This window comes from Pectinatus cerevisiiphilus (genome assembly GCF_004341685.1).
GTDB classification, from domain to species: Bacteria; Bacillota; Negativicutes; order Selenomonadales; family Selenomonadaceae; genus Pectinatus; species Pectinatus cerevisiiphilus.
On the sequence record NZ_SMAA01000029.1, the window covers coordinates 1 to 13,956 of the forward strand.

Sequence of the window (13,956 nt, forward strand, 5' to 3'; positions counted from 1 at the left end):
CGCCTGTGGAGAGAGTGTAAGTCGCCGCAGTTCCTCGGAATTGCAGTGCGGTTCTCGTAGAATCAGGAAGCTCCCGCCTCTTTAGGCGGGGGTACATTCACCTAAAATATAATACTATAGAGGAGCCAATATATTGAACTTTGAAAATAATAAAATTTATCATGGTTTCAAATTACTGAAATCATCTACGGTAAAAGAAGTTGATGCAAAAGCTTATCAGTTCATCCATGAAAAAAGCGGTGCACGCCTTTTATTTCTTGATACCGATGATGACAATAAAGTTTTTTCTATAAGTTTTCGTACCACACCGACAGATGATACCGGTGTAGCCCATATAGTGGAACATTCTACTTTGTGCGGTTCACGGAAATTTCGCACAAAGGAACCTTTTGTTGAACTATTAAAAGGCTCCCTGAATACTTTTTTAAATGCCATGACATTTCCTGACAAGACAATGTATCCTGTTGCCAGCCAAAATGATAAAGATTTCCAAAACCTCATTGATGTTTATCTCGATGCCGTCTTTTATCCATTGATGACACAAATGCCGGAAATATTAATGCAGGAAGGCTGGCATTATGAAATTGATAATCCTGATGCCCCTCTTCGTTACAGCGGCGTTGTCTACAATGAAATGAAGGGTGCCTTGTCTTCTCCTGAAGGGCTGCTGGAACGAAAACTATTAAATAATATGTTCCCTGATAATACTTACGCTTTTGAATCAGGCGGGGACCCAGAATCTATTCCTTCACTGACACAGAAAGATTTCATTGAATTTCACCGTAAATATTACCATCCTGCTAACAGCTATATCTATTTATACGGCAAAATGGATATAATGCAAAAGTTAGCATTTTTAGATGATGAATATTTAAGCCATTTCAGCAAAATAGATATCGTTTCACATATCGACTTACAGAAACCCTTCAAAGAAGAAAAAAGCCTGACCGATATATACCCTATATCCTCTGGTGAAGATAAGAAGAAAAAGACTTTTTTATCTTATAATTTCATTACCGGAACAGCCCTTGACACGTTGGAATGCTTTGCCATAGACTTGCTTGATTATGTACTTTTCAAATCGCAGTCTGCGCCTTTGCGCAATGCATTGATAAAAGCCGGTATAGGTGCTGATGTGTCATCATCATTTGATACGGGACTGCTCCAGCCTTGGTGGAATATTACAGTCACCGGCTCTGAACCGGAAAACACTGATAAATTCCGCAAAGTATTTGTGGATACAGTAAAAGATTTGATAAAAAATGGTATAGACAAAGAACTTTTACAGGCAGGTTTCAATATCACCGAATTTAAATTGCGGGAAGCTGATTTTGGCCAGGCGCCTAAAGGGCTTATCTATAATATCCAGCTGATGAAAAGCTGGCTTTATGACGGAGATCCATTGCAACAGCTTCGCTATGAACCATTATTATCTGAAATCAAAGATAAAATTGGCACTGACTATTTTGAAAAACTATTGCAGAAAGTATTGCTGGATAATCCCCATAAGCTGCTTTTTACTTTTAAACCTGATGATAAAATTGCCGCTGAAAACGAAAAAAGACTGACAGAACTTCTCAGAAAGAAAAAAGAAGCACTTTCAGCACAAGAAATAGAAACGATTATCGCCAATACCAAAAAATTAAAAAAACGGCAGCAGACTCCTGATTCACCGGAATCCTTACAAACAATACCATTACTTGACTTAGCTGATATCGATAAGGAAGCCAAAAAGTTTATTATCGAAGAAAAAGCAATAAACGACATAAAAATTTTAGCACATAATGTCAATACTAATGATATTGCTTATTTGGATATGTATTTCGATGCAAAAGCAATTCCAGCCGCAAAATTACCACAGGCATTTTTATTGGTTGACCTACTCAGTAAAGTTGCCACCGAAAAATATACTTATGCAGCTCTGGCCAATGCCATAAATCTAAATACAGGTGGTATCTCCTTTGACCTCTGCGCATATAGTAAAACCGGCGAACCAGACTCAATAATACCGAAGCTCATCGTCAAAAGTAAAGCGCTCATCACAAAACTACCAGAGCTTTTTGATTTATTGGCACAGCTCATTGGTAAAAGCAGTTTCGCTGATAAAAACCGGTTACAAGAATTAATAGTACAATCAAAAGCAAATATGGAACTTGACCTGCTCAATTCCGCAAACCAAGTAGTAGCTTCTCGGCTTTCGTCTTATTTCAGCCCATCAGGCGCATACAATGAACAAGGCGGACTTACCTTTTACCATTTTATAAAAGATTTAGCTGATAATTTTGATGCGAGATATCCTTCTCTCCGGACAGATCTGGAAGAACTTATGGCTCGTGCCTTTAACCGCAAAAATCTTTTAGTCAGCATTACGCTCAAAGAAAGCCAGTACAATATCTTCTCTGCCGCTTTCACTAAATTTGCTACAGTACTGGCAGACAAAGAATTTGCCCCCGAACCGTTTTCCTTTAAGATTAACAAGAAAAACGAAGGCTTTCAATCTTCCAGCCAGGTACAATATGTCGGCCTCGGCGCAAACTTTATAAGGAATGGCTATCGTTATACCGGCGGGCTGACAGTACTTGCCACTATCCTGCGGTGTACTTATTTTTGGAATAGGATTCGCGTCCTTGGAGGTGCCTATGGTGCTTTCGTTAAATTCAACATGGATGGTGAATTGTATTTTGGCTCGTATCGTGACCCCAACCTTGTAGAAACATTACAGGCATATAAAGACACGGTAGCGTTTTTAGAAAACATGAACATCAGTGACCGGGAAATGACAAAGTATATAATAGGCACTATTAGTAACCTTGACGTTCCACTCACTCCATCAGCAAAAGGGAAAAGCGCAGCCATAGCTTATATTCGTGGTATCACAAATGAAAATATCCAAAAGGTACGCAACGAAGTATTGTCTGTCAAGCAGGATGATATAAAAAAAATGGCAGCAATGATCAAGACCTGTCTAGCAGATAGTGCTATCTGCGTTGTCGGTAATGAAGAAAAATTAAAGGAAAACAAAACTATTTTCAAGTCATTGTGCAATATTTTTGAAGCCTGAAATTAAATAATAGAGGTGTTTTTTTCTATGAAAAAAATAATATTTAAAGGTGCTGCAGTAGCTATTGCTACTCCTTTCACGGCTAATGGTATCAACTATGCTGAACTAAAAAAGATGCTCGAATTCCACATCAAAAACCATACTGATGCAATAGTCATTGCCGGTACCTCAGGTGAAGCTTCTACCATGACGGACGAAGAACATAAGGAAATAATAAAATTCACCGTGGAACAGGTCAATGGACGTATTCCAGTAATCGCGGGAACTGGTTCAAATGATACGGCATATGCAATACAGCTATCTAAATTTGCTGAAGAAGTAGGTGTAGATGCTGTACTTTCAGTAACGCCGTATTATAATAAATGCACGCAAAAAGGCTTGGTAAAACATTTCGTGCAAATAGCGGACAATGTAAATATTCCGTTGATATTGTATAATGTTCCTTCACGAACCGGCGTAAATATAAAACCAGAAACATATGCTGAACTTGCCAAACATCCGCGCATTGTCGCTGTTAAGGAAGCAAACGGCGACATAACATCCGTTTTAAAAACACGGGCATTGTGTGGAGATGACCTGGCTGTATATTCGGGGAATGATGATCAGATTGTGCCTATATTATCCTTAGGCGGGCAGGGTGTTATTTCCGTCTTGGCCAATATAGCACCAAAAACAACACATGATATTTGTGAACTGTATTTTAATGGTAAAGTTCAGGAATCAGCTAAATTGCAGATAGATTTAGAAGAACTTATCGCTGCCCTATTCTCAGAAGTAAACCCTATTCCCGTAAAAACTGCTTTAAAAATTATGGGATATGACATGGGCGACCTCCGTATGCCGTTAACAGAAATTGAACCCAAAAATTATACCTTATTGAAACTACTTATGCAAAAACATAATATTATCTAAGCGTATTGCCTTTCTATAATAGTGGTCGTATAACTAAAAGTAATCCCGGTAAATATAATTATTTTACTGGGATTACTTTTATATATTATAATTTATTAAATTATGTCAGTAATTAGTATATTTCAGATTAATTTCAGTAAAATATCATATTCTTGTCACACACTGACAAAAATGTAGTGTTATAATTTGGACAGTCAATGGTAAACAAAGATTTACTATTATTAAAACTTCCTTTTGCAACCATCACTGCCATGATTATATATCCCCCCCTGAATTTGCTTATATTGTCATGACGGTGAGATAATATATAAAAGCGGTTCCTGTCATTACTGAGAATGACAGGAACCGCTTTATTGTGTAACAGCACTATTTTTTATTTTTATGGGAAAGCGCCAATAAATATTCGCGCAACAATTTCAATGCCACTGTAGTAGACATCCCGCTCAAATCACAAGGCGGGCTGAGTTCCACCATATCCGTACCGACAATATTTAATTTGGCCACCGCCTGCATAGCAAGGCGCAATTCATTAAAGGAGACACCGCCTGCTTCCGGTGTACCAGTGCCAGGGAAAACGGCAGGATCTAATACATCAAGGTCTACGGTAAAATATATTGGTTTATTCTCTAGTTCTTTTATAATTTTATCTAAATTAGCAAAATCAAACATATGTGTAAAAACATGCTTTTTTCCCCAGTTCAATTCAGCTTTTTCACCGCTTCTTATAGCAAATTGAAAAATCCTGCCATCACCTAATAAATCATGGCAGCGGTGCAAAACAGTAGCATGAGAAAAAGGCGTACCCAAAAATTCATCACGTAGATCAGCGTGCGCATCAAAATGTATTATATGCAAGTCCGGGTATTTTTCAGCAACCGCTTTCACAGAACCGTAAGTGACAAGATGTTCCCCGCCAATCATGAAGGGCAGTTTCTTGTCCTCCAGCAGTTTTTTACTGAAATCATAAATTGTCTCAAGAGTCTTGGGTGTATTGCCCAGTGAAAGATCAAGCTCCCCTGCATCAAATACAGCAGTATCCTCTTCTAAATCCAGCTCCAGATAAGGACTGTAGGTCTCCATATTATAGGACTCGCTGCGCATAGTTTTAGAAGCGAAACGTGTGCCAGGACGATAAGAAGCCGTCGAATCAAAAGGAGCACCGAAGATAACTATATCAGCGTCGGTATATTCTTTTTCACAGCCGAGAATAGTTTCGATATTTTTATTCAACTTCACGAATTATATCCTCCACATAAGTTGGCAAGGCAAATGCACCTGCATGTAATTTAGGATTATAATAACGGGTCTTTATGTCTAATGATTTCCATTTTTGCCAATTAGCATCAAGTATGGGATGATACTTTTTTGATGCAAAACCAAAAAGCCAATGACCCGAAGGATATGTAGGAATATGTGCCTGATATATCCTGCTTATGGGAAAAGATTCAAAAATACGTTTGTGTGCTCTTTGCATGGCATAAGAATCAGCTGGATAAAACGGACTTTCATGCTGATTAACCATTATACCATCGTCTTTTAGCGCCTTATAACAGTTCCCATAAAATTCTTTGGTAAAAAGACCTTCTCCCGGGCCGAACGGATCAGTCGAATCAACAATTATGAGGTCATATTCATTTTCATGATGGCGTATGTATTTTAAACCATCTTCAAAATGACATTTGACACGAGGGTCATCAAGACTGGCTGCCGTCTGTGGAATATATTTCCGGCAGGCATCGGCTACCATTTTATCTATATCAACAAGGTCAATACTTTCAACTGTTTTGTAACGGAGTATTTCACGGGCAGTACCACCATCACCGCCGCCGATGATAAGTACCTTGCGCGCATGTGGCATAACAGCCATAGGTACATGGGTGATCATTTCGTGATAGATAAATTCATCCTTTTCTGTGAGCATCAGATAGCCATCCAGTGTAAGGATACGCCCAAATTCACGTGATTCCAAAATATCAATACGTTGGAACTCGCTTTTAGCAGCATAAAGCTGTTTTTCTATTTTTATAGAAAACTGTACATATGGTGTGTGTTTTTCTGTAAACCATAATTCCATATATATCGCCTCGTTTGCAAATTTATTTCTCAGTTACTACATTAAGATTGTTTAGTTCCATATCCTCCGGCCCTGTCATTTGACAGCCTTTTGCCTTGGCATAATGAATATATTCCAATATCTGGCTTGTCACCAGTTCTCCCGGCGCAAGAATAGGAATACCAGGCGGATAACACATAACAAATTCTGTGCACACGCGGCCGCAGGCTTTATCGAGTGGTATAGATTCTTCTTTATTGGTATAAAAGGCATCCTGGGGAGGAAGGACAACTTTAGGATTTATATATTCGACCTCCAGCATACCGGTAGAATCTTTTTTATAAATACGGCGTATCTCCGAAAGGGCACTCACCAAGCGTTCCATATCACGGGGCCTATCCCCTATTGAAACATATGCGAGCAAATTGGCCAAATCACCAAATTCCGTCTGAATGTCGTATTCATCACGCAGGATATCATAAACTTCAATACCGGCCAAACCGATTGAACGGGTATAAATGGAAAGTTTGGTTATGTCAAAATCATAAATTGAATCACCATTTATCTTTTCCCGGGAATATGCATAGTAATCACCAATATTATTGATCTCACTGCGGGCATATTCGACCAAGTCTATTACGGTATCAATAATTTTATTTCCTCTTAAAGCCAGATTACGGCGTGAAATATCAAGACTCGACATCAGCAGATAAGAACCGCTTGTCGTTTGTGTCAAATTGATTATTTGACGAACATAACCTTCAGAGATTTTATCATTGATAAACAACATCGAGCTTTGTGTCAGAGAACCTCCCGATTTATGCAGACTTACAGCAGCCATGTCTGCACCGCTGCGCATAGCTGCTGCCGGTAATTTGTCATTGAAATAAAAATGCGTACCGTGCGCTTCATCTGCCAATACCAGCATATTATTGGCATGTGCCATTTTTATTATCTCATTTAAGTTTGAGCAGATGCCATAATAAGTAGGATTATTCACAAATACTGCTTTTGCATCGGGATTGTCAGCAATAGCTTTTTTTACGTCCTTGATACTCATGCCGAGTGATATACCGAGCGTTTTATCCATCTGCGGGTTTATGTAGACCGGAACGGCACCACATAAGATCATCGCATTGATAGCGCTTCTATGTACGTTGCGCGGCAGAATTATTTTATCACCGCGTTTGCACGCGGTCAGTATCATTGCCTGTACAGATGACGTCGTGCCACCTACCATAAAAAAAGCATGCGCAGCGCCAAATGCCTCAGCAGCCAGTTGTTCAGCATCCTTTATAATGGAAACCGGATGGCAGAGGTTATCAAGCGGTTTCATGGAATTGACATCAACAGAAAGACACCTTTCCCCCAGAAATTCTGTCAATACTTTATTACCGCGTCCTCTTTTGTGCCCAGGAACATCAAAAGGAACAATGCGCATTTGCTTTAGTTTTTCCAATGCTTCCAAAACAGGTGCATTCTCTTGTGTAAGTTTTTTCACTTTTGATTTGTTTTTCCTCCTTAAAATATACTGGCAATAATCACTGCGTATTATTTATTCTAAAAAATATTCGTTCCACTGAATATTTCTATCATTTCGCGTCTTAAACTGTTCATTATGGAAAGCCGTGTTTTGGGAGGGATTTCATAAATATCGGTATTAAACAAATAATTACTTAAATCGCATTCTTTTATGAGCATTTTGGTATGAAAGAGATTCGCCTGATATATATTGATATCAATCGCATCATAATCTTCCAATGTTTTAGGATCGATAAAGTCCTGAATCGAGGCTATCCGGTGATCCATAAAAAGTTTCTTACCGCTCATATCGCGAGTAAATCCGCGTACCCGATAATCCATTGTTATTATATCAGAATCGAAATTACCAATGAGATAATTAAGGGTATTGAGCGGCGTTATTTCACCGCAGGTAGAAACATCAATATCCACTCTAAAAGTAGCAATGCAGTTATCCGGATGATATTCTGGATAAGTATGCACCGTTACATGGCTTTTATCGAGATGGGCAACGACAGTACCGCCATGCATCAATTCATCCTCTGTGTCTACATAGGCTTCAGATGACATGCTTTTATTGGCAATAAGCATTGTTACGCTGGCTCCTTGCGGGTCATAATCTTGCTTGGCGATGTGAAGGACTTTGGCACCAATCATATCTGTAACGTGTGTAAGAATTTTTGTCAAACGTTCAGAATTATATTGCTCACCTATATATTTCACATAGTCTTTCTGCTCTCTTGGTGTTTTAGCATAACAAACATCATAAATATTGAAACTCAACGCTTTAGTAAGATTATTAAAGCCGTATAATTTTAATTTTTCCTTCATATAACGACCTCTTTTATGCAAAATAAAACTCAGATAAAACGCACATACTGCCGCTTACCTGAGTCTAGAAAAGAATACCCGACATGATATCCATGATATGAGCCAGAGTCTATATAGCAGAGAATACTTTTTAATACTCTTATTGACCATTTCACAAGCAGCGTGCTAATGCGCATAATATTCTTATAAAATACAATCAGATTCCAAATTAACTTGAAATCTGATTTTACTTACTGAAAACGAAAGTCGTTATTCGATTTTCGGCAAGATAAGGAACCAATAAAGCGGCAGAAAAACCGTCAATGTTTATCGTGGTTGTCTTACTATGTAAAACGGCCAACGGTTTCTGCTAACGCTGGACTTGTAATAAATTTAGTCTCCCAACCGTATTTATTATAAAAGAAACTATAAATAAAAGCAAGAAATTATATGTAATGCCGCAAATAAAATTTTACTGTTTCTCTCATTGTCCAAGGAGAGAATGCTATAATAACAGTATCATTTATATTTAAGCCTAATTAAGCTAAAGGAGCACTAAATGACAGCTACCATTATTAGTCTGAAATGCGGCCATAAAATAACGGTTGATTTGCCAGAAGATATTAAGCTACGCGCCAAAATTATAGAAAATTACCATAACCAAGACTGCCTTGAATGCCGTAGACAGCAAAATATCTTATTAGCAAAAGAAAAACAGCAGCGTATGCTGAAAATCCAAAAACTATGCAAGCCGTTGCCGGACGAGAATGAAAAATTAAAGCAGCAAGCTGCCCGTATACGCTTAGATAAATTATCCAGCTTGGACGATATGTTTGACAAACTGGCACGCCATCATGCTTTTGCCAATAAACAGGAAACAACAGTTTTCACATATTACAGGCAGCGGGCCATAATGCGGTTATGCAGCCAAAATGATATACATTGGTGGCTTGAACGCCGAAATATACCAGTGGAAAGTATTGTTGACGAATTAAAAGAAGAAACTATCGTTGCTGATGGCAAGATAATCCATCCGTTAAAGGATGATGACCCTGCCACGTGAAAAGTTATTTATGCTGAAAATATTTTTTTCGATATTGTTTAAATTCCCTTTCCCATTTCCGCAAAGCGATAAATACGATAAACAGACAACTGACTTTTAAGCGAAACTCCCATTTTGATTGGTGGTCGGGGATAGGAATGCGTGGTAAAGCAAACAGATCTATTTTGCGAAGATTTACATTTTCAAAAATAGCAAAGGCTGCCTTGTAGCCAGCTTTTTTTGCGGCATGGACGACAGCTTGGTTAAATTTTCCATAAGGATAGCATAGAAAATCAGTATTTATTTTTAGCTTGCTTTCCAGGCTCTTTTTACTGCCGCACAATTCTTCTTGCAGCTGTGGTTGCTTACATACATGCAGAAAAGGATGGTTTTGGGTATGCGAAGCTATTGTCTGCCCGGCCTGCAACCAGCTCTCGAGCACTTGCCAATCCATCGTTGTCGTTTCCTGCTTGCCAAAATTTTCCCAGTGATTTTTTTTACCGACCCATTCTGATATAGGAAAAACAACTGAGGTCATGTTGTATTTTTTTAGTAAAGGCAAAGCCACAGTATAGTTATCCGTATAGCCGTCATCAAAAGTCAACAAAATTGGCTTATGCGGTAACGCAGTGCCCTGCGTATAAAAAGCATAAAGCATCGCAGGGGTTATCGTGTGAAAACCATGCTCATGCAAATAATTGAGCTGCCATGCAAATTTTTCCGGCGGCAGACTATTTCGGTCATTGGGAACTTCCGCTATACGATGGTACATGAGTATCGGAACATAAGCAGGTATATTTTTGCGCAAGAAAAAAATAATTGCAATTAAAATAATTACCAAGAGATAAATTGCCATAAAAAACTCCAATTTATTAAAAAATAATAGCGGCATATTTGCCGCTATTTTATTTTTTATTTTAACACCCAAAAATTCATCTGTAAGCTGACCAATATGTTACTACTGCTTGGTGATTAAGACCAAGTTTATTTCAATAATATACAAATTTTCAATTTAGCAATTTAAATACAGCCCATATTACTAGGACCGATAAAAATGCTATTGAAATAAAAGGCAGTGCAACAAAAACGACAAAGGCTGCCACGGCTAAGATAACAAGCCCCCAAATAATGCGGGAAAGCCAGCTGCTGCCTCCTTTAAAACGAAAGACAGAACTATATTGCCGTTCAGGACGAGTGTAACTGCCGTGAATACGGTTATTTTTTTCTTCGATAGTAACGCCGCCGTAATCGTCTTTTTCCTGCTCAGACATTACTGATATACTATTATCTTGGCCACAATACGGACAAAATCTGTTATTACCAATTTCTTTATTGCATTTTTGACAAATCATATTTTTCTCCTTAATTCTTATTAGGGAAGATGAAACCTTTAATATATATTTTAGCATATATTATGCTTTTTCATAAGGAAAAAAATATTTCTGCCTGCTATCAGACGGTAATACATTTATTTTAATCGCTAAAAGACGAATTTTGCTTTATTCAAAAAAGTCTATCCGTTACCATTACAACTGCTCGAGAATAGCAATAAAATCTTCCCTTGTCTCTGCCAGATTAAATTGTCTTCTGAGGTCAGCGCCGCCTTTTATGCCGCGTGTATACCACGTGGCATGTTTGCGCATTTCGCGCGGACCGATATAATCGCCTTTTTTTTGCAAAAGCATATCCAAGTGCTCAATAATGACAGCTTTTCTTTCTGCCATAGTCGGTTCCGATGGCTGTTTACCCGTTCTTAAAAACTCTGTAAATTCACGAAATATCCATGGATTTCCTTGGGCAGCACGCCCGATCATCACAGCATCACAGCCGGTTTTTTGAAATATATCATGTAAATCCTTACAGGTTCTAACATCACCGTTGCCTATTACAGGTATGTGTACGGCCTGCTTTACGGCCGCAATTATATCCCAGTCAGCCCTGCCACTATAAAACTGTTCGCGCGTTCTACCGTGTACAGCTATGGCATCCATTCCCGCTTCTTCTGCCAAATGGGCCATCTCTACAACATTTACATGTGTATCATCCCACCCTTTACGCATTTTTACAGTAACTGGCAGGGAAACAGCCTTTTTCACTGCTTCCATTATGGCAAAAGCGCGCTTAGGGTCGAGCATCAATGCCGACCCTCCGTTATTTTTTACTATTTTGGGGGCAGGACAGCCCATATTAATATCTATTACATCTGCACAACCGAGTGATTCCACGTACTTTGCCGCTTCCGACATGCTTGCCGGTGTTTCTCCAAAAAGCTGCATAGTTAAAGGTCTTTCCGCTGGTTCTGTTTTTAACATGAACAACGTGTGTTCATTGCGGAAATGAATTCCCTTGTCGCTGACCATTTCTGAATAAGCAAGTCCGCAGCCCATTCTTTGCGCTAAAATCCTGTATGCCGCATCTGTTACCCCTGCCATCGGTGCGAGAAAAACAGGATTATTTATTTGCAGTTTTCCAATAAACATATACAGTTAACCAAACGCTCCCCGCTAAATCTACTGCCGGTTAATCAACTGTTTCTTTCATAAAGGACACGCAAACCGGTAAGCGTGAGAAAATGATCCGTTTTATTAATTGTTTTTGATTCTTTGGCGATCATATTGGCAAGACCGCCGGTAGCGACAACTTTCATATCCATATTCATTTCTTTTTTTATTCTGTTGACAATACCGTCTATTTGCCCGACAGCGCCAAAGATAATACCTGCCTGTATGCCGGTTATCGTATTGTGGCAAATCGCTGATTTAGGAGTCACCAACTCAATACGCGGCAATTTTGCAGCACGCTGGAATAATGCTTCAGAAGAAATACCTATCCCCGGGGCAATTGCGCCACCAAGGAAATCGCCATCCTTGCTGACAACATCAAAAGTAGTCGCTGTGCCAATATCTATGACTACAAGTGGGCCGCCATATTGTTCATAAGCACCTATGACATTGACAATACGATCCGCACCTATATCACGCGGATTTTCGTATTTTAACCTTATCCCTGTTTTTATACCGGGGCCGACCACTAACGGTCTTACCCGGAAATACCGTTCACACATTTTGGTAAGCGGTACTACAAGCGGTGGCACTACCGAAGAGATGATAATGGCGGTAATATTGGACATGGAAATCCCCTGAAAACGAAATAATTCGTTTATCAGCATACCATATTCGTCACCTGTCTTCTGCCGATCAGTCGAGATACGCCAATGTCTCATGAGCTTACGGCCTTCATATGTGCCCAACACTATATTACTGTTACCGATATCAAATACTAGCAACATTCCTTATAATCCTCCAGACTAATTTATCGATTATTTTTCGGCAGGACGTATTGATACATCGCCGGCCAATGCCCGTTCAATTTTTTCTCCTGTATCGACCAGTAATGCACCATAATCATCAATATCAACCGCTTTACCATAGAAGGTTTCATTTATGCCGATAACCTTCACCTTCTGGCCAAGTGTTACAGAATATTTTTTCCACTGTTCGAGGATGGGCGCAAATCCGGCCGCTTTGATTATTTCGTATTCATTTTCCAATTCGGCCAAAATAGCGCATAATAACCGCACACGAGAGACTTTTTTACCAATTATTTGTAACAGCGAAGTCGCTGTATTGCGTATTTCCACCGGCATATCCTTAACGGTTACATTTACATTGATCCCCATACCGATGATCACATAATTTATGCGATCCATTTCTGCATTCATTTCAGTCAAGATACCGACCAATTTTTTACCATTGTAAAGAATATCATTAGGCCACTTAATACCGACCTGCACACCTGTAAGAGAACGAATAGCCTTACATATTGAAACCGCAGCCATAAGCGTACATTTGGGCGCTTCCTGCGGTAAAAATGGAGGTCTCAGTATAAGGGAACACCAAATGCCCTTCTGGGCAGGAGAAAACCAGCAGCGGCTTAACCGTCCCTTGCCGTTGCCTTGTTCTTCACTGACAACAATGGTGCCCTCACGGGCGTCTTGCTGCGCTAACAGCTTCGCAGCATTATTTGTAGAGCTGACAGTTTTGTAATATTTTATAACACAGCCAAAAACATTAGTTGCTAACACAGCATTTATTTCTCCAGGAGTCAGCAGATCTGGTGAGCTGATAATACGATAACCGTTTCTTGACTTGCTGTCTATATCATATCCTTCTTCTTTTAAAGCACATATATGTTTCCAGATAGCAGTACGTGAAACAGATAGTTTTTCCGCTAAATATGCACCAGATATATATTCGCCGCCAGCCTTTCGTAATATCGTCAAAATCTCTGAGCGCATGTAACAACCTTCTTTATTTAATAATTGATGTTTCCCATGAAACAGACAAATATTGTATTGATTATAAAAGCAATATATATTCTAAAATGAACATCCTAATTATAATACCTTATGAATTTTGTTTTCGCAAGAAAAATAAACTGGCAAAATTACAGTAAGATTGTTACGCTCAATGTCAAGGTAGTTGTCAGTAATTCTTCAAATTTTATATGTGCATCTACTGACTATGCTCCAGATTCGACTGTATGTTCGAAGTGGGC

12 protein-coding genes are annotated in these 13,956 nt (G+C 39.0%); 3 read left to right on the forward strand and 9 right to left on the reverse strand.

Annotated features, from left to right (window positions below; genetic code table 11):
• Window positions 1-133 precede the first annotated feature (133 nt).
• A complete protein-coding gene (locus EDC37_RS11860; RefSeq protein ID WP_132551618.1) occupies window positions 134-3,061 on the forward strand; it encodes an insulinase family protein in 2,928 nt (975 codons plus the stop codon).
• Window positions 3,062-3,088: 27 nt separating this feature from the next.
• Complete coding sequence (gene dapA / locus EDC37_RS11865) at window positions 3,089-3,973, forward strand: 4-hydroxy-tetrahydrodipicolinate synthase (RefSeq protein ID WP_132551620.1); 885 nt, start codon at window positions 3,089-3,091, stop codon at window positions 3,971-3,973.
• Between the two features lie 366 nt (window positions 3,974-4,339).
• Here the strand turns inward: dapA and speB are convergent, their stop codons facing one another.
• Genes speB through speD form a run of 4 tightly spaced genes read right to left on the reverse strand, consistent with a single transcriptional unit; the run spans window position 4,340 to window position 8,378 of the window.
• On the reverse strand, window positions 4,340-5,209 hold the full coding sequence (gene speB, locus EDC37_RS11870; RefSeq protein WP_243642193.1) for an agmatinase: 870 nt from the start codon (window positions 5,207-5,209) through the stop codon (window positions 4,340-4,342).
• Window positions 5,196-6,047: a polyamine aminopropyltransferase gene (speE, locus tag EDC37_RS11875; RefSeq protein ID WP_132551622.1), complete on the reverse strand. Its 852-nt coding sequence runs from the start codon at window positions 6,045-6,047 to the stop codon at window positions 5,196-5,198. The genes speB and speE overlap by 14 nt, the downstream gene beginning before the upstream one ends.
• Before the next feature lie 22 nt (window positions 6,048-6,069).
• Window positions 6,070-7,527 carry an aminotransferase class I/II-fold pyridoxal phosphate-dependent enzyme gene (locus EDC37_RS11880; protein WP_132551624.1) on the reverse strand — a complete coding sequence of 486 codons (1,458 nt, stop codon included), beginning with the start codon at window positions 7,525-7,527 and terminating at the stop codon, window positions 6,070-6,072.
• 59 nt (window positions 7,528-7,586) lie between these two features.
• Window positions 7,587-8,378 (reverse strand): adenosylmethionine decarboxylase, encoded by a 792-nt coding sequence (gene speD / locus EDC37_RS11885; protein WP_132551626.1) that lies wholly within the window; start codon window positions 8,376-8,378, stop codon window positions 7,587-7,589.
• Window positions 8,379-8,916: 538 nt separating this feature from the next.
• Between speD and EDC37_RS11890 the strand changes: the two genes are divergently transcribed.
• The gene (locus EDC37_RS11890) at window positions 8,917-9,420 is read left to right on the forward strand and encodes a hypothetical protein (RefSeq protein ID WP_132551628.1); all 504 of its coding nucleotides are present in this window, start codon (window positions 8,917-8,919) and stop codon (window positions 9,418-9,420) included.
• 4 nt (window positions 9,421-9,424) lie between these two features.
• On the opposite strand, the gene EDC37_RS11895 is transcribed toward EDC37_RS11890, so the two are convergent.
• The 5 genes from EDC37_RS11895 to EDC37_RS11915 form a co-directional block, all read right to left on the reverse strand.
• A complete protein-coding gene (locus EDC37_RS11895) occupies window positions 9,425-10,255 on the reverse strand; it encodes a polysaccharide deacetylase family protein (RefSeq protein WP_231039991.1) in 831 nt (276 codons plus the stop codon).
• 151 nt (window positions 10,256-10,406) lie between these two features.
• Window positions 10,407-10,751, reverse strand: coding sequence for a zinc ribbon domain-containing protein (locus EDC37_RS11900; protein ID WP_132551630.1), 345 nt, complete (start codon window positions 10,749-10,751; stop codon window positions 10,407-10,409).
• A 174-nt stretch (window positions 10,752-10,925) separates the two neighbouring features.
• Window positions 10,926-11,879: a tRNA dihydrouridine synthase DusB gene (gene dusB / locus EDC37_RS11905; protein ID WP_132551632.1), complete on the reverse strand. Its 954-nt coding sequence runs from the start codon at window positions 11,877-11,879 to the stop codon at window positions 10,926-10,928.
• Between the two features lie 44 nt (window positions 11,880-11,923).
• Window positions 11,924-12,688 carry a type III pantothenate kinase gene (locus EDC37_RS11910; RefSeq protein WP_132551634.1) on the reverse strand — a complete coding sequence of 255 codons (765 nt, stop codon included), beginning with the start codon at window positions 12,686-12,688 and terminating at the stop codon, window positions 11,924-11,926.
• Between the two features lie 30 nt (window positions 12,689-12,718).
• Window positions 12,719-13,696 (reverse strand): biotin--[acetyl-CoA-carboxylase] ligase, encoded by a 978-nt coding sequence (locus EDC37_RS11915; protein ID WP_132551636.1) that lies wholly within the window; start codon window positions 13,694-13,696, stop codon window positions 12,719-12,721.
• Between the last annotated feature and the right edge of the window lie 260 nt (window positions 13,697-13,956).